The sequence below is a fragment of the Cupriavidus alkaliphilus genome (assembly GCF_014191175.1).
Classification (GTDB): domain Bacteria; phylum Pseudomonadota; class Gammaproteobacteria; order Burkholderiales; family Burkholderiaceae; genus Cupriavidus; species Cupriavidus alkaliphilus.
On sequence record NZ_JACHWE010000001.1, the window covers coordinates 244,789 to 260,401 of the forward strand.

At 62.2% G+C, this 15,613-nt stretch carries 23 protein-coding genes; 7 read left to right on the plus strand and 16 right to left on the minus strand.

The features are described 5' to 3' along the window. Window positions 1-85 precede the first annotated feature (85 nt). From FHX60_RS01190 to FHX60_RS01205, 4 genes are read right to left on the minus strand one after another with little or no spacing between them, the layout of a single operon-like run. The gene (locus tag FHX60_RS01190) at window positions 86-1,012 is read right to left on the minus strand and encodes a S49 family peptidase (RefSeq protein WP_183282321.1); all 927 of its coding nucleotides are present in this window, start codon (window positions 1,010-1,012) and stop codon (window positions 86-88) included. Further along, complete coding sequence (locus FHX60_RS01195) at window positions 1,009-2,553, minus strand: phage portal protein (protein ID WP_183282322.1); 1,545 nt, start codon at window positions 2,551-2,553, stop codon at window positions 1,009-1,011. The genes FHX60_RS01190 and FHX60_RS01195 overlap by 4 nt, the downstream gene beginning before the upstream one ends. A gap of 4 nt (window positions 2,554-2,557) precedes the next feature. Next, window positions 2,558-2,713, minus strand: coding sequence for a hypothetical protein (locus tag FHX60_RS01200; protein ID WP_172583286.1), 156 nt, complete (start codon window positions 2,711-2,713; stop codon window positions 2,558-2,560). Then, window positions 2,710-4,434: a terminase large subunit gene (locus FHX60_RS01205; RefSeq protein ID WP_260163285.1), complete on the minus strand. Its 1,725-nt coding sequence runs from the start codon at window positions 4,432-4,434 to the stop codon at window positions 2,710-2,712. The genes FHX60_RS01200 and FHX60_RS01205 overlap by 4 nt, the downstream gene beginning before the upstream one ends. 48 nt (window positions 4,435-4,482) lie before the next feature. On the opposite strand from FHX60_RS01205, the gene FHX60_RS01210 reads away from it, so the two are divergent. Beyond that, window positions 4,483-4,674 carry a helix-turn-helix domain-containing protein gene (locus FHX60_RS01210; RefSeq protein ID WP_183282323.1) on the plus strand — a complete coding sequence of 64 codons (192 nt, stop codon included), beginning with the start codon at window positions 4,483-4,485 and terminating at the stop codon, window positions 4,672-4,674. Further along, on the plus strand, window positions 4,671-4,835 hold the full coding sequence (locus FHX60_RS01215; RefSeq protein ID WP_183282324.1) for a hypothetical protein: 165 nt from the start codon (window positions 4,671-4,673) through the stop codon (window positions 4,833-4,835). The genes FHX60_RS01210 and FHX60_RS01215 overlap by 4 nt, the downstream gene beginning before the upstream one ends. Window positions 4,836-4,966: 131 nt before the next feature. Here the strand turns inward: FHX60_RS01215 and FHX60_RS01220 are convergent, their stop codons facing one another. The 12 genes from FHX60_RS01220 to FHX60_RS01275 form a co-directional block, all read right to left on the minus strand. Then, complete coding sequence (locus FHX60_RS01220; protein ID WP_183282325.1) at window positions 4,967-5,428, minus strand: phage terminase small subunit P27 family; 462 nt, start codon at window positions 5,426-5,428, stop codon at window positions 4,967-4,969. 34 nt (window positions 5,429-5,462) lie between these two features. After that, window positions 5,463-6,164, minus strand: coding sequence for a Mom family adenine methylcarbamoylation protein (locus FHX60_RS01225; protein ID WP_183282326.1), 702 nt, complete (start codon window positions 6,162-6,164; stop codon window positions 5,463-5,465). After that, a complete protein-coding gene (locus FHX60_RS01230; protein ID WP_183282327.1) occupies window positions 6,112-6,615 on the minus strand; it encodes a ParB N-terminal domain-containing protein in 504 nt (167 codons plus the stop codon). The genes FHX60_RS01225 and FHX60_RS01230 overlap by 53 nt, the downstream gene beginning before the upstream one ends. A gap of 16 nt (window positions 6,616-6,631) precedes the next feature. After that, window positions 6,632-6,925 carry a hypothetical protein gene (locus FHX60_RS01235; RefSeq protein WP_183282328.1) on the minus strand — a complete coding sequence of 98 codons (294 nt, stop codon included), beginning with the start codon at window positions 6,923-6,925 and terminating at the stop codon, window positions 6,632-6,634. 5 nt (window positions 6,926-6,930) lie between these two features. Continuing rightward, a complete protein-coding gene (locus FHX60_RS01240; RefSeq protein WP_183282329.1) occupies window positions 6,931-7,920 on the minus strand; it encodes a DNA cytosine methyltransferase in 990 nt (329 codons plus the stop codon). A gap of 290 nt (window positions 7,921-8,210) precedes the next feature. After that, window positions 8,211-8,597, minus strand: a complete 387-nt coding sequence (locus FHX60_RS01245; protein WP_183282330.1) for an HNH endonuclease signature motif containing protein — start codon at window positions 8,595-8,597, stop codon at window positions 8,211-8,213. Between the two features lie 4 nt (window positions 8,598-8,601). Further along, window positions 8,602-8,748: a hypothetical protein gene (locus FHX60_RS01250; protein ID WP_183282331.1), complete on the minus strand. Its 147-nt coding sequence runs from the start codon at window positions 8,746-8,748 to the stop codon at window positions 8,602-8,604. 220 nt (window positions 8,749-8,968) lie between these two features. After that, window positions 8,969-9,496, minus strand: a complete 528-nt coding sequence (locus FHX60_RS01255; RefSeq protein ID WP_183282332.1) for a hypothetical protein — start codon at window positions 9,494-9,496, stop codon at window positions 8,969-8,971. Between the two features lie 190 nt (window positions 9,497-9,686). Next, on the minus strand, window positions 9,687-10,136 hold the full coding sequence (locus FHX60_RS01260) for a RusA family crossover junction endodeoxyribonuclease (protein WP_183282333.1): 450 nt from the start codon (window positions 10,134-10,136) through the stop codon (window positions 9,687-9,689). Beyond that, window positions 10,127-10,843: a replication protein P gene (locus tag FHX60_RS01265; RefSeq protein ID WP_183282334.1), complete on the minus strand. Its 717-nt coding sequence runs from the start codon at window positions 10,841-10,843 to the stop codon at window positions 10,127-10,129. Before FHX60_RS01265 ends, FHX60_RS01260 begins: the two co-directional genes overlap by 10 nt. Further along, the gene (locus FHX60_RS01270) at window positions 10,840-11,691 is read right to left on the minus strand and encodes a hypothetical protein (protein WP_183282335.1); all 852 of its coding nucleotides are present in this window, start codon (window positions 11,689-11,691) and stop codon (window positions 10,840-10,842) included. Before FHX60_RS01270 ends, FHX60_RS01265 begins: the two co-directional genes overlap by 4 nt. 135 nt (window positions 11,692-11,826) lie before the next feature. Continuing rightward, on the minus strand, window positions 11,827-12,117 hold the full coding sequence (locus FHX60_RS01275) for a hypothetical protein (protein ID WP_183282336.1): 291 nt from the start codon (window positions 12,115-12,117) through the stop codon (window positions 11,827-11,829). Window positions 12,118-12,444: 327 nt separating this feature from the next. Here FHX60_RS01275 and FHX60_RS01280 point away from each other — a divergent pair, with 327 nt between their 5' ends. From FHX60_RS01280 to FHX60_RS01300, 5 genes are all read left to right on the plus strand, one after another. Further along, complete coding sequence (locus FHX60_RS01280) at window positions 12,445-12,717, plus strand: hypothetical protein (protein WP_183282337.1); 273 nt, start codon at window positions 12,445-12,447, stop codon at window positions 12,715-12,717. Then, window positions 12,714-13,523, plus strand: coding sequence for a PD-(D/E)XK nuclease family protein (locus FHX60_RS01285; RefSeq protein WP_183282338.1), 810 nt, complete (start codon window positions 12,714-12,716; stop codon window positions 13,521-13,523). The genes FHX60_RS01280 and FHX60_RS01285 overlap by 4 nt, the downstream gene beginning before the upstream one ends. A gap of 5 nt (window positions 13,524-13,528) precedes the next feature. Continuing rightward, window positions 13,529-14,500, plus strand: coding sequence for a recombination protein RecT (gene recT, locus FHX60_RS01290; protein ID WP_183282339.1), 972 nt, complete (start codon window positions 13,529-13,531; stop codon window positions 14,498-14,500). Window positions 14,501-14,599: 99 nt separating this feature from the next. Then, the gene (locus FHX60_RS01295; RefSeq protein WP_183282340.1) at window positions 14,600-15,058 is read left to right on the plus strand and encodes a hypothetical protein; all 459 of its coding nucleotides are present in this window, start codon (window positions 14,600-14,602) and stop codon (window positions 15,056-15,058) included. Between the two features lie 35 nt (window positions 15,059-15,093). Then, window positions 15,094-15,612, plus strand: a complete 519-nt coding sequence (locus tag FHX60_RS01300) for a hypothetical protein (RefSeq protein ID WP_183282341.1) — start codon at window positions 15,094-15,096, stop codon at window positions 15,610-15,612. Window position 15,613: the final 1 nt, after the last annotated feature.

Sequence of the window (15,613 nt, forward strand, 5' to 3'; positions counted from 1 at the left end):
AAAAAACCCGCACTCGGCGGGTTCTGTGTACTGCGCTGGTTTCGGCCAAAGGGCCGGGAGTTTTCGCCCCATAGGGGGCAATTCGTTACATGCCTAACAGGTCGATTTCGCGGCGTGCGAGCGCCGTCGCGCGCGTCTTGCTGCCGCTGCCGATGGCCTTCGCCATACGCCTGACGACTTCGTCAAAGGTGGCGACGCCGTCGACCATGTTTTCGGCTCGCGCTGCGTTCGCGCTCAGAACGCGGCCTTGGCCCATGCCATCGCGCACGACTTGCACCGTCACGCCGCGATTGCGCGCTACAGCGCGCGTAAAGGCGCCGTAATAGCCGTCGACGCGCTCCTGCATCGCGGTGCGCGCTGCGTCGTCAAGCGGCGCGTATGGGTTGCCTTCTGTCTTGTACTTGCCTGCCGACACAAGCGTCGTCTTCACGCCCATTGCATCGAGCGCTTTCGAGTAGTCCTCATGCGCGGCGAAGACACCGACCGAGCCAGCCTCGCCACCTGGAGTAATGAAGAACTCGCCGGCAGACGATGCGAGCCAATACGCGGCGCTCGCGGCGAGGCTGTTCGCAATGGCGGTGATGGGCTTTTGCGAGCGGGCGCGGTAAATCTCGTCGGCAAGCTCTTGCACGCCGTACACACTGCCGCCGGGGCTATCCACGTCAATCAGGATGCCGCCGACCGTGTCATCGGCGAGCGCGGAGCGGAACGCTTGTGCAAAGCGCTCTGTGCTCATCGAGCCGGGGCCGCTCAAGTCGTCGGCCATGTTCCCGCGCTGGGTCACGATGCCGTACATCGGCAAGACGGCGATTGCGCCATTCCCGGCGCGGTTCGCGCTCTCACGCCGCGCCGCCACAGCGGCGGCGTCAGCGCGCACAGATTCCATCACTTCGGCGCTCGCCGGCTGGCCGAGATGCCAGCGCGCGAGCACTGACGCCGCCGCGCTCAAGCGCTCGGGCATCAGCGCCCACGGCGTTGCAAGGAACTCCGAAATCAGTAGCTCGCGTTTCATACTTTCCCCCACAGGGCGAGGCGTTCAAGGCGGGAAGCCGTGAGCGCTTCCAGCTCCGAGAACTCGGGGTTGTTATCGACCATGTAGCGGAGTTGGGCCGCGCAATAGTTGTCGGCCCACTCGCGCGGCACGTTCAAAGCGGCGGCGACGAACGCAGCATGCTTGTCATAGAAAGCGGCGGCCTTCTCTTGCCAACCCTCGCCGACAAGCCTTTGCAATGAGGTGATTTCCTTGCGCGTCACGCGCGCGGCGGTCGCCGTCGACAGTGCAACGAGCCGCGCGTCGGGGTCTGGCTTCACCTGGTCGGGCGGCTCGGTTGCTGGCGGCTCGTTCGGCTGCCGGCCTGTCTGGTCTGGCAGGTCTTCGGCTTCGCTCTCTTCGACCATGTTTAGCGGGCGAAGCGGTTCGTCCAGCCCTTCGAGCGGGTTAAGCGACTCCATCACGCGCGCCTCATTGCGCGTCATCCAGCCGTCAAGAATCCCGTTGTGGTAGTACGTCGAACGCGCTTGCGCGTCGCCGCGAAGCAGCGCCGTTACGGGAAACTCGACATTGAGGTCGGTGTCCTCTTCAAGAAAGGTGTAGCGAATCGCTTCCTCCCAGCGAACCAGCCAAGGGCGCAGGGTGTTCGTGACGTACTCCAACGCCTGTTGCTCGATGTTCGAGAACGTCGCGCGCTCAAGGTCGCCGATCATGTGCGGCGGCACGCGGAACAGTCGCGCAATCTCGCTGATGGAGAACTTCCGCGTCTCTATGAACTGCGCGTCATCGTTGCTGACTTTGACCTCATGGAACTTCATGCCTAGATCAAAGATCGCGACCTTGTGCCGGTTCAGCCCGCTTTGCTGATCCTGATAGCGTTCGCGAAACAGGCGCCGCTGCTCGTCGTCTTTGAACTGGCCGGGGTACTCGATCCAGCCCGGCGGGCGCGCGTCATTCAGGAAAAACCGCATCCCGTAGTCTTGCGCCGCGATGCCGGCGGACAGCGCTTTGCGCGCGCACTGAATCGGGCTGTAACCGCAGACACCGTCGCCGCTCAGGCCGCGCAGATGGAAGACTTCGCCGCGTGTCAATACAAGTTCGGTGCCGTCGAGCTGGCGATACCGGAACCGCCAATTCGTATCCGACAGCATTTCAATGCTCGTGCGGTCGGGGTGCATCGGAATGAGGTCTGTTACGTCGCCGCGACGGCTGGTGACGATGTGCGCGTACGCGTTGCCCCGCAAGGCCAGATGCCCCTGCATCATCTCGCGGAACTCCATCGGGTTCTGAAACTTGTTGGGCCGGCGCGCGAACAGGCGATAAAGCCAGTGGTCGCGCATGCGTTCTTTCTCGCCGTCTTCACCCTCGCGATACAGCATGAAAGGCAGAGTCGAAACGCCCTCAGCGAGCACGCGCACGCATGCATAAACAGCCGTGAGCTGTAGCGCCGACTCGCTGGTAATGGGGCCGCCGACGCGTGAGGGAACCGGCTCGAACCAGAAATTGCCCCACGGCGAGCGGTCCCCGCTTTCGCTGGCCTCGGCACGAATGGAGAGGAACATTTAGCTATTTCCTACGCGCCATTGCAGCGCCGAAGATGGTCAAGGCAATGACGAGCGCCCCGACTGTTGTCAGTGCGGCGGGCACACTGACGAGCGCGACGCCTGCACCGACCAGCGCGAGGCCGATAGCCAGCGCGAGGTTATAGGTAATGGCAGTCATAGAAAGCTCATCGAGTAGTTGTCCGGCATGACCGGGTAAAGCTCGGTACCGACGATGGCGCGACCGGCGCCCATGATGAGAGCGACAGGACCGTCAATCTTGTTTTCCGGCTTCTCTTTGCGCGGATAGATGTTTTCCTTCGCGTCCTCTTTTGCTACGACGTTGCTCATCATCCAGTTGAGCACCGGATTGCCGTCGTGATGAAAGCGACCGGCCTTCACGGCGGCGCCGATCTCTTTCATGCCAGGCGACATGTTCTGTACCGTCTGCCTGTACTCGACAACGGTCGCACCGTCTTTCGCGAGCTGGTGCGCGAGCTGCGTCGCGCGCCACGGGTCATAGACAACCTCTTTCACCGCGAATTGCTTCGACATGACCCGCACGTCTTCGCGGATCATGTCGAAGTCAATTTCGGCGCCATCAGTCGCTGTTAAGTACCCTTGTGCAACCCACTTGAGGTACATCGCCTGATTGAGCTTGTTCTCTTCGATGGTGTCTTCGGGCAGGTAGTAGCGCCCGAATGCGTAGTAATGATCTAGGCCGTTGAGCTTGCGGCGGAAGAGCTGCACAAACGCGCAAATGTCGTTTTTGCTCGCAAGGTCGAGAATGAACCAGCAGTCATCGCCGGCGAACTCGTCAATCGTTAGCAGAGGGTCGGCGCATAGCTGCCACTGCTGCATGTTCATCCACGCTGAGCGCGCCGAACACCAGACGTTGAGGTGCTTCGTCTTGAAGCGGTTCGCCTCAATCGGGTTCATGATTGCGCGGCGCTGCTGCATGAGCAAAAAGTCTTCGAACACGGAGACGCCGAAGTTCGGATTCGCCTTGCGCAAGACCTTCGGGTCGGCCCAGTCGTCGCCTTCGTCAATCGAAAAGATGATGCCGAATAGCTCGTCGTTCTCAATGACGCCGTCGAGCACCCGCTTAAGCTCTAGGTGCTTGTCGTAGCAGGGGCCGCCGATGTTGTAGCCGCTCGTCGTGATGATGACCGTTAGCGGCTGTTCGCGCGCACCCATGCCGGTCTGCATCGTGTCGATAAGGTCGGGCGTGTCGTGCTCGTGGAACTCGTCAATGATTGCGCACGACGGCGAAGCGCCATCACCGGGCTTGCCAATCAGCGGCTCGAACTTCGAGCCGTCCGCATCGCAAACGATGGCCTTGGCCCACAGGTCGAGCTGCGCAGCTTCCCTAAGCTCGGGCGTGCGCTCGATCATGAGCCGCGCCGGCTTGAAAACTTCCCATGCCTGTTTCTCGGTCGTCGCGCCGCTGTACACCTCCGCGCCGAACTCGTTGTCACAGGTCAGCATGTACAGGCCAATCACCGCGCCTATGACTGACTTCCCGTTCTTACGGGGTATCTCGTCGTATATCTCGCGGAAGCGCCGCAGACCGTCTTTTTTGCGTACCCAGCCGAACGGCACCGCCAGAACGAAGCACTGCCAGCCCTGCAACGCGATCTTCTGGCGCTGGGCGGCCCATTTGCCTTTCGTGTGCGGCAGTTGCTCGGCGAACTCGCAAATGCGCTCGCCGGCGGCAGCGTCGAACATGTACGGATAGCGCGAGGAGCTGCACGCCTTTTCTAAGTCGCCCAGGTGACGGGCGCACGCGAGCCGCACGTATTTGCCGGCGGGAATCTTGCCCGCGACAACGTCGCGCGCGTACTTGTTCGCCTTGTCTACGTGTGGATATTTGATTCGCATGGCCGTTGAAAATACGCCCATTGGGCGTATACTTCCTGTACGCCCATTGGGCGTATACGACGCAGAGTGATGAAAAAGCTACAGCAACCGACCCCCGAGAAAATCCGAGCCGCTCGCGAGCGTGCCGGGTTGACTCAGACCCAAGCCGGCGCGCTGCTCCACGTCAATTTGCGTAGCTGGCAAAAGTGGGAGGGCGGCGAACGCGCCATGCACCTCGCCTTTTGGGAACTGTTCCTGCTTAAAACGGGGGTGAAGCCATGAAAGACCGTGACCTAGTGTTTCCTGTTATCGCTGTGCTCGTCGTCGCCGTGCTGGTGCTAGGCATCGCCGTGCCGGTGTACGCAAAGCTCAGCGCCGGCATGAGCGCTGTAGCCGAAGCTGTCAGCCACGCCGGCGAAGATCGCGCAGGCCGCGTGCGCTAAGCCCGGCCAGAGTCGAAATCGCCCGCCGCCCGGCGGGCTTTTTTTCGGCCCATGCGCGGGGCACAGAACGCCGCTAGCAGCATTAGCCAACCCCACATGACGAACACCAGCACCGGCGACATGACGACCCCTTAGCGCTTGTTTTTGACGAGGTCTGCGAACGGGTTTTTGTCCGGTTTCTTCGCAGCTCCGGTTACGCGCGACCTACTCGACGGCGTCATCCCGAATTCAACGAGTAACTTCGTCATTTGCTCGAACGCCTTGTTGGCGATGGCGAGAAACGGCGATTGCACCGGGTAGCCGCTCGGCGCCTTGACCACGGCGCCGTATCTGACGACTTGCTCGTTTGCGTGCTTCCAGCGCGCGAACGCCTCGCAGTACAGCGCGAGCGCTTGCGCGTCCATCTCGGTCAGCACGCCCGCGTCATCGAGCTGCCGGGCAATCATGGGCCAGTGTTGCGCCGCGTCTGGCGATAGCCATTCAGGCATCGCCGCGCCGGCCTCCGGCTGCGGTTCGTTCTCCGGCAAAGGGCGCTTGCCGGGATTGCCCCGAACGAGCTTGAGCGCGGTCGGTGTCGGTTTGCGTCCTCTCATGATTTGCCTCTGTTGTGGAGCGTGACGGTAGGCGCTACCCCTCCGCTGTACCGGTGGACCCGGCCATCGCTTGCTTGTCACGCGTAATCGGTTCGCTGCGCTTCGGGTACGGCAGCGCTAGGTGTTCCAGGCGGAGCCGCATCTCTTTGTCGAGCGGCAGCAGATAGCGGTATTTCCCTTCTGACTTGCGCTGCGGCAGCTTCGAAGGGTCCGCGACGCGGCGCGAGCCGCCGAACGCGCCGCCGCTCACTTCGCGGTTATGTTTCCACCGGCCTTCGTGGTAGAACTCGCGGCAAACTGCCGAGCGCCCCGCGTAAATCCAGTTGCCGGCCTGATAGATGCCGCCGTGGTGCCCCTGCCGTGTATCGGCAAACGACACGATAAGCCGCAGATTCGGGCTGTTCTTTCGTAGGAACTTGATCGCAATGGCGACGATGCGGCTTACCGGCGTTTCGTGCTTCGTGAGCGCGATTCGGACCAGCTCGCACACTTCGAACGGCGTCAGCCCGTACGGCCTACCAAGGTGCGGCGAAGCGCCCCGAGCGAAGAGCACGCAGCCGATAAACTTGCCGCGCTCCCATACGCCGACCTTGACGAGCGGCGGCATCGGCATGCGGTGGCTGTAATGCCACGTTTCTACGGCGTACTTCGCCGCCTCATGGGTGCACCAGTCAAGGCGCAGCTCAAGGGGTGAACTCGTGGCCGCAGTTGGGGCAGGTGCATTGCTTTTTGGCATCTAGCTTGCCCTGTTCGTCTTCGCTGCCCGGCCCGAAGTTGCGACCGACGAGCGCTTCCTCTATCTCTTCGGGCTTGAAGCCGATAACGGTCAGGTCGAAGCCCTGCGTACTAAGGTCTGCCAGCTCAAGGCTTAGCAGGTCTTTGTCCCAGCCGGCTTGCTCGGCGAGCTTGTTGTCAGCGAGCACGTAGGCGCGGCGCTGCGCTTCGGTGAGATGCGCAAGCGAGATGACCGGTATAAGCGTCTGCCCGAGCTGCCGGGCAGCGAGCACGCGGCCATGCCCGGCGATGATGTTGCATTCGCCGTCGACCAGCACAGGGTTAGTCCAGCCGAACTCCCGCAGGCTGCCGGCGAGCTGCGCAATCTGAGCCTCGCTGTGCGTACGCGCGTTGCGGGCGTACGGAATAAGCTGCTCGATTGGCAGGTACTCGACCGCCAGTGCTTCGGGCATGCTCACAGGTCGCGCCTTAGTTCGCTTCGCGGCTGACATAGCCAGCGCTGGCGCTAATCGACGCGCTCGTCAGTGGCACCGACTCGGGCGGCTCGGCACTCTGCCAGCTCACGTAACCGGCGCAGGTAACCCCAATGTCTTTCGAGTCGTCGTCGCCGAGCAGGTCAATAGCGGCGTACGCATTGGCGAGCACGGCGGCGCGGTCGCGGGCATGGACGGGCTGGCCGGCGACTACCTTCTCGAACTCGACTTCGACAGCGGTTTTCGCTTCGTCCTTATTCGCGGCCCGGACATTGAATGAATAGCTCATGGCTCTCAAGCTCCTATGACTTTGGCGATGCGCTCGCCGATCCACTGCAAAACAGGTACGGCCATGCTGTTGCCGATGGCGGCATAGCGCGGGCCATCGGCGGCCGGCTTGCCGCGATACGGAACCAGCGTGTAATCGTCGGGAAGACCCATCAGGCGTTCGCACTCGCGTGGCGTGATGCGCCGGACGTAGGCGCCGCCACCTGGAACGCAGACCGCTTGCGCTTGCGGCAATGACGAGCTGAGCGAGCCGAACACCGGCCCGCTTACCGGGTCTTGGCGGCTGTCGAACGCGATAAGCGGCGTCTGATTGTTCAGGTACTTGCCGAGGTTGCTACGCGTCAGGTACGGCAGGCCTTCGGTGCCTTCGGCGTTCGTCAGGCACAAATGCGCGTGAGCGCGGACCGCAGCACCGGCGGGAGGGTCATCCCGCGTGAAGCCGAGCGGCGCAGAATCCCCGCGCAGGCTTTCGCGCTCAAAAAGTACCGCTGCGGCACGCTGCCAGCTTCCAAGACAGCCGACAACGAAGACGCGGCGGCGCTGCTGTGGAACTCCGAAGTATTGAGCGTCAAGAACTCGGTAGGCGAACCCATACCCGAGTTCTGCCAAGCCCCCGAGGAAGGCGCCAAAATCCCGCCCTTCGTTACTCGACAGGACACCGGGCACGTTTTCCCAAACGAGCCAGCCGGGGCGATATCGACCAGCAAGCGCAACGAAGACCCGCGCCAAGTCGCCACGCGCATCGTCCATGCCGCCGCGCTTGCCGGCGACGCTGAATGACTGGCATGGAGTGCCGCCGACGAGAACATCGGGAGCTGCATCGGGCCATTCCTCGTAACGGGTCATGTCGCCGCGATTCGGAACCCCGGCGTAACGGTGCGCGAGCACAGCGCATGCGAACGGGTCTATCTCACTGAACGCGACCGGGCGCCATTGCAGCGCGGACCACGCCACGGACGCGGCCTCAATGCCGCTGCAAACGCTCAGATAGCGCATGTGATGAACGGTGCAAAGGTGCCAAACCGCCGAAAGTGGCTAAGCCGCCCCCCGCCGGTGATTTCGCGTCCACGAAAATCGACGCTCACGCGCGATCACCGCCCTGCAACATGCAGAGATCGTCACCCCCCCGGGCTGCCGTGCCGGGTGCGGCACCTCGCCGCCAGAATGTGCCCTGAACGGCACGCTGCACTGCAACGATGTGCCGTATGCGACGTGCGCCAGCGCACATAGCGCGGTGCTATGCCTGTTGACGCACATGGGGTGTTCGTGCTGCTGCGGGGTCGCTGCTACAGCTCGCGGCGGGGTCGACCGAAGCCGCCGTCGAAGCGCGCGGTCTTCCTGTCGTGACAGGGCTTGCTCATCGCCTGCCAGTTCGTGCGGTCCCAGAACAGGGACATATCGCCCCGGTGTGGCTTGATGTGGTCGACCACTGTCGACGGCAGAACCCGGCCCAGCGCTTTGCACTCGTCGCACTCGCAGAGCGGGTGCGCTCGCAGATAGGCCGCACGAGCTTTGCGCCACGCGCCGGTATAGCCGCGCTCGGCAGTCTTGCCCCGACGTGCGCTGACCTGCTGCCGCATCTGTGCCAGGTGAAGCGGGCAGAGACCTTCCTTGTTACTGACGAGCGCGCCGCAGCCGGGATGCCGACATGGGCGTTTCGGCTTCGCCGGCATAGCGCTAGCGCACGATCAACGTAACGAGGAAGTACGCAGCAACGCAGGCAAGGCCGCCAGCCATCAGATTGAATCGCGGCGACGACGGCACGCCGACTGCTGCCAGCACGAACAGCACGAAGGCAGCGACCATCAGAATCAGGGCAAGCATGGCGACACCTCCATTGCACGGACGAAAAAAAACGCGCCTGTCGACGCGTTATTCGGGGAGGGGGGACTCATTCCACGATGGCTGCATCGTAGTGGCCTTGTCCCACAACCGCAAGGGGCACATACACGTAGGTACAGCGCTATGCGATGCGTGCCGATGTCTATAGACCGTGTTTCATTAGCTATCGCACATCGGTACACATCGCTTTAAACCGACAGCGCTAGTGCGAGGCTATTGCATGACCGTGTTCGCAGATTGCTGTAAAGGCCGGCGTGAGCAAGTCGAGCGCCCGCATTTCCAGTTTATTGAGCCGGTCGGCAATCACGTCAGCGCGGCGGTGCGTCGTGCTGCGCGACTTGCCGAACAGCTCCGCCACATCGCGAATCGTGATAGGCGTCTGGTGCTTGTCGCAAAAGTGGCGCGCGACGAGCAAGTCCATCATCGGTTGCGGTATGTCGTCGTGGCCTGGACTGAGCCAGTCCGACAGCGCCTTGATTGCTTCTGTGCGGTCGCGGTCGAAGTGATAGCGACGCTCGCCGGTGGCGTGGTCGTGGTACTCGGTCAGGCCGTGCCGGGCACGCAAGCAGGCTGACTCTGCCATCGGCAGCAGACGGCAAACCATGTCGCGAATGTTGGTGCACTGCTGATGCACTTCGAGCGCGTGCAAGCCGTCGAACGATACTGTTTTTGGCCTGTTACCGTGCCAGACTTCGGACTCTTTGACGTTCTGCCGCATGATCTTCGCCATGATGCTTTCGGGACAGGGCGGGTATGCGCGCATTAAGTAGGCAAAATGCACAGCCTGTGGGACGGACATAAAAATCGCGGTCATTTGCGATACCTCCAAAATTTCAGCGTGCAGAAGTACGTAAAAAATAGGGGTCGCTAGGTTGGTATAGGCAGGCCCGCTTTCGTGGCTCCTAGCGCTCGCCAGAGGCCTAGCTGTCGATTCTTGGGTCAATCGTCATGACCTCGACCACGACGCGCGGCTCGACTGCGTAGCGCTTCGCCTTCACCACGTCACAAATCAGCGCGTCGTCGCCGTACACCACGCCGTTGCATGCGTCGGTGACGGTCTTCTCGATGTTGTCGAGGTCTGGCTTGCTCGTCGGCAGCAGCAGACCGGCGCGCGCCGCCGCTTGCCGATGCTTCGGCCACGACGACGGAATCGGCAGGAACGCAACGAGGTTCAGGTGTAGCGGCCCGCTGAGCGGCGGTTGCCGGCCCATAGCGAGCTTTGCGAGCGCGCGCACCGTGGCGGCGTAGCTGCGCGTCTTGGCCGGCGTGTACGTCTGCACGAACTCGGCGCCGCTCTTCGTGCGCTGATTGCGGAAGCGGGGCCGGCCTTTCGGCACCGGTACGCCGGGGATGGTCAGCGTTACGCGCATGGGTCGGCCTCCCGCTTCAAGGCGCGGCGCGCCATGTCGACGCAGGCCGGCGAAATCTTCTCGCCGTGCTCGTACCGCTCAAGCAGGCGAACGGCCCACTGCCGACCGGCAGGCACAGTGCGCAGCGCGCGGAGCTGTTCCAGGTGCTCGGCCACCCGTTCAGGCGACGCCGTCGACTTGCCCGGCGCCGGCAGCGCTTCGGCACGCGGCGGCACCGGCTTGACCTCGCCGCGCATCACTTCCGCCAGCGCCGCGGCAAAGCGCTTGGCCAGCTGCACATGCGGCAGGTTGAGCATGTCGAACGTGCCGACGCGCAGCGCGGCCCAGTAGAACGCGGGGTTCGTCCACTGGTCGCGGCCTTCGTTGCGCTGGCGAAGCTGTTCGACCGCTTCGCAAAGCGCGGCGTCGACGTTGATCGCAGGGCGGCAAGCCTTGACGAACTCGGCGAGCGACGGCGGCCACGCGTACAGCGTGCGGCATGCAGCCAGACCGGCTTTGACCTCCGCAGGCGTCAGGCCTTCGGCGTCGAACGTCTCGGCCCATGACTCGCGCCAATTCGCAATCGCTTGCTCGTTCGGGAACTGCTGGCGCCAGCGGCCCGGATAGGCGCCATCAAGCCGGTTGTAGAGGTGGTCCATCAACGAGATGCCAAGCGCGGGATGCACCGACAGCCACGCGCTCAAGGGGGCGATGGTCGGCGCGTTCATGGGGCCTGCCTCCGATTGCGGTTGACGTACTCGGTCGGATCGAACTTCGGCGGCGGTGCCTCCGGCACCTGGCGATGCGTGGCCCACTCCATGCGCAGCTTTTCGGCATCGCGGACGAGCAAGCCGGTCGGGTGGCCGGCGCGGACGTAGAGCGTGGCGTTATGGCCGACGTAGTACCGCGCGACGTGCGGCGCTTCCTCGCCGCCGATGCGCGCGACGAAGTTCGCGAGCTGCCCGTTGACCGTCGCATTGCGCACAGGGTCTGTGCCGTAGCGGTCGTGGAAGGCGTGCGCGTACGCATCCCACGTCGCGGCTGTGCGGCCTGCTGGCGTCGCTTTGCGAACGCGGGGCTTTGCCGCGCCGGCTACCCCTGCCGGCTTTTCGGCAGGGGTGGTCGGAATGGGTTTAGGTTCTTTGGTTTTATATAAATCAATCAGAGAATCAGAGCGAACCACGTCGCTGCATGGTGGCAAGTCCTGCTTACCTTGGTTCGCCGGGCGCTCGCTTACGACACTGTTTTTAATGTCAAACGCGGGAATTATGGATTTCGCTTCGTTGCTGTGCGGGCGCTGGTGCTTCCTGAAGTTGAGAATCTGGATGTACCGCTCGCCGTCGTTTTCGTACCTTAGTAGAAAGCCCTTGTCGCCAAGGTCGTACAGCATTGCATCCACATCGGCGTCATCGTATGGCAAGGCTTCTGCCTTGATCCGCTTCGGGCGATCTTCGAGCCGGCCATCGCGGTCAGCCAGCATCCAGAGATGAATGAAAAGAAGGCGTGTCAGAGGGTGAAGGTCCGCGAGGTCCTCGTTCTGCATAACGCCGGGCTTGATGTTGCGGGCGCGTGGCATTGCCTGCACTCCATAGCTTTCGCGTGCTGTCTCGTCACGCTGGTCGGGGGAGGTCGCGGCGGTTGTAGAGCTGGGAGGGTTGCCCTTGCGCCACTCATGCAAAGCGAAGTGGCGCGACCGACGCGGGTTGACGCGTCAGGCGCCTTCGGTGGAACGAACTTTTTCTAGTGGTTTACGCGAACGCAGGCGAGCGGTGCGCACGCTCTTGATACGCCTGTCATTGAGTAAACCAGTGTAAACAAGCGTATTTTCGCCAAGCAATTCGGGCCAATCCAATTCGGGCATTAAAGCGATTAAAAGCCGAATCTGGTGTGAAGGAATGTAATCGCGTGTACGGTAGTGTGAAATCTGCGGGAACGAGAGACCGGTAAGCCTCTGGAATTCTTTGCTGCCACCAGCCAATTTAATGATGCGCTTGGCGTCCATCTGTTTGCCTCCCTTGTCGGGTTTTGTCCTACGAAGCGTGTAAACCAGTGTATTTTTTTTTAATTCTTCGTCTCCTATAGTGACTCGCACGAAAGAATTTATAGCCCTCGCCAACTAAACCGACAAGGCGACGGCTGATAGTGCTGGGGTCATTGATAGGAGGGCGGAGACAATGCTCAAGCTATTGCGCCATCGCGCATTTTTGCGCGGCCTGTCACGCGCACAGCGCCGCAAGTGGTTCGAGCAAGCGAAGGCCGCAGCGCCCCGCGTGCCCATCGCAACGCTGCCGCAGCGCCTGCAACGCTCGTACGCGTACGTGAGGCTCGTATGAACTGCAAGCCGAACGACCTCGCCATCGTCATCCGCGCAGACGCAGTGCCGGAACTCATCGGGCAGATTGTCAAAGTCCTGCACCCAACGTGGCCCGACAGCCCTCACGGCTTCGTGTGGATGGTCCGCTTCCAAGCTCCGCAGGTCTTCCCGGGCTGGTTCAGTGGCACGGCCATCGTGGACACGGACGCTCATTGCCCGGACGCGTGGCTCAAGCCGATCACCGGCCTGCCGGTCCATGACGACGTTCCCGACGAGGTGACAGCATGACCGCGCCGACCGTCTTCAAAGTTCGCGCGTCGTCGTGGGGGGCGCTGTTCGACTGCGCCTATGCATGGGAGTGGACGCACATACTCGGTAATGGCAAAGCCGCCGGCGTTCGCGCGCTGCTGGGTACCGCATTGCACGCCAGTACCGCCGTCAATGACTCAGCGCTCGTCCAGGGGGAAAGCATCAAGCCGTCCGAGTCCGCCGCAGTGCTGGTCGACACGCTCAACCACCCCGAGTTCGACGTCGATTACAACGCCGATGACTTGAGCGTGCGGGATGCCGAGCGCATCGGCCTGTCGCTGCACGCGATGTATTGCGCGCAGGTCGCGCCGAGCATGCATTACACCGACGTTGAGACGGCGCTCGATCCGATGGACATTGATTGCGGCGGCGGCATCGTCGTGACCCTCACCGGCAGGATGGACCGCGCGCGCGTGTCGAAGACTGCCGCCGGCCTCGTTATCCCCGATTTGAAATCGGGCCGCGCTGTCATCTCGCAGGGCTACGTTAAAACGAAGGGGCGCAGCGCGCAGCTCGGCGCCTATCAACTGCTGTACGACCACACAAAGGGCGTGCGCACGACTGGCGCGCAGGTCGTCGGACTGAGCACGACGACTAAGCCCGCTATCGCGGTGTCGCCCGTCTTCGACGCGCGTCGCGTGATGGTTGGCGGAGACGGCACGCCCGGCCTCATCGAGTACGCGGCGGACATGTTCCGCAGCGGTCTGTTCCCGCCGAATCCGCAATCGAATCTGTGCAGCAAAAAGTATTGCGCTCGCTGGGACCATTGCCACTTTCACGAGTAGACACCATGACCACAATCTCAGAGTTGAAGGGCAGTAAGCAGCAAGAGAAGGCGCCCGACGCTGCCGAGCTGCGCAAGACGAGCAAGATGGTTGCCCGCGATGCCGGCTTCGGCAACGTGCGCAAGTTCTTTGAGAGCCAGCGCAAAGCCATCATGGACGTTTTGCCGAAGCACATCAGCGCCGACCGGCTCATCGGCATTGCCTTGGGCGCATTGCGCGCCACGCCGAAGCTGCTCGAATGCAAAGTCGAATCGCTGCTAAGCGCGCTGGTGCAGTGCGGCCAGCTCGGCCTTGAGCCGAATACACCGCTCGGGCATGCGTACTTGATTCCGTTCGAGAACCGGCGCCGCAACACCGTCGAGGTGCAAATCATCTTTGGCTATAAGGGGCTGATTGACCTGGCGCGGCGCTCCGGGCAAGTCATCTCGATTGCGGCGCATGAAGTCTGCGAGCGCGACCACTTCGCGTATGAATACGGCCTGTATGAAAAGCTCGAACACCGCCCGCCGCTGACTGGCGACCGGGGCAAGGTGATTGCCTTCTATGCCGTTGCCAAGCTCAAGGACGGGGGGCACGCGTTCGAGGTCATGAGCAAAGACCAAATCGACGCGATCCGCGACGCGTCGCAAAACTACGCGTTCGCCAAAGACAAGGGCGCAACAGTCTGGGCCAAGCACTACGTCGAGATGGGGCGTAAGACAGTGCTACGCCGCATCTTCAAGTACCTGCCAGTCAGTATCGAATTGCAAACTGCGTTCGACTTAGACGACCGCGCAAGCCGCGCTGAGAACCAAATCGAATACGGCGTCATCGAAGGCGAATTCACATTCCTGCCGGAAGACGAACGCGAACAGCCCGACGAAGGCGACGCGCCGCCGCAGCTCACAGAGCAACAGCCCGAAATGGATCTGTCGCAGCTCAAGCAAGCGCAACCGCAACAGGCTGAACGGGTCGAGCGCCGCCGGGCTATGGAATAGCCCTCACTGGCCGGCGCCCTTATGCTGCGCGGCCTGTTTCGCCGCCGCCTTGGGAGGGGCCGAGGACCGCCGGCCACCCTGTTTGGAAGCTAATAAGCCATGAGCATATCCAGCGCACGGCAGCAGCTCCTATTGCGTGGTCAATCTGCGATTGCAAGGAAAGTCTTTGAGCTGGTGCCAATACAGGAAGCATGGGAAGCAAAACAGATTCATTCAGCGCTACAGCGCACCACACGCAGCAGCATGGACTATCGCGTGCTGCAAGGCTGCCTGAATGCGTTGAGGGAAACCGGGCTGATCTTTGAACCGAAGACCGGCATTTTTCAAAGGACAACGCTCCGCAAAGCTATGCCTGCATCAACCATGAACGGCACTGAGCCGGCCCCGCAAGAGCCGGCCTCCGCCCTGGAACTGCTGACCGAACTATCCGAACGCGCGCGTCAGCTCGCGCAGGACATAGACGCCGCCGCCGCTGTCATCGCCGAGGAAGCCGCACAGAACGAAGAGAGTTTGCGCAAGCTCATTCAGTTGCAGTCGATCTTGAAGAGCTTGGCCTAGTGGCGCGTAGCCACACCACACACAAGGGGCATTACATGAGCACTGATAACGAAGTTGTCGAAATGACGTCCGAGAGCATCGCGGGCGACTTGCTCAAAGGCGTCCTGCAAGAGCTGCGGCTGTTGCCGGATATCTGGCCGAAGCTCTCCGAAGACGAACAGCAGGCAATCATTGACCGTTGCCGCGAGCGTGTCACGCGCAACGTGCGCGAGGCGGTAAAGCTCATCGCATCTGCCGGGCGCGTGACGGTCGTCGGCGACCTTAAGAAAGTCAGCCTCGCCGACAAGGTCGAAGCGGTGTTCGCGCTGCCGATGCGCGACCCCGCGCTAGCTGATCTGTGCGAGGCGCGCGGCAAAGCATGCCTGATCGTTGTCGCGAACGCAGGCGAGCATATGGGCGGCGTTGACGATGTGCTGGTCGACCCGCGCCAGATGCAGCTTCCGAACGTCGGGCCAGACACCGATGCCGGCTCAATCATCGAGCAAGCGCGCCGCCGGTCGAAGAAAGACAAGACCGATGACGACCAGGGCGAAGCCAGCCAAGAAGGGGAATAGC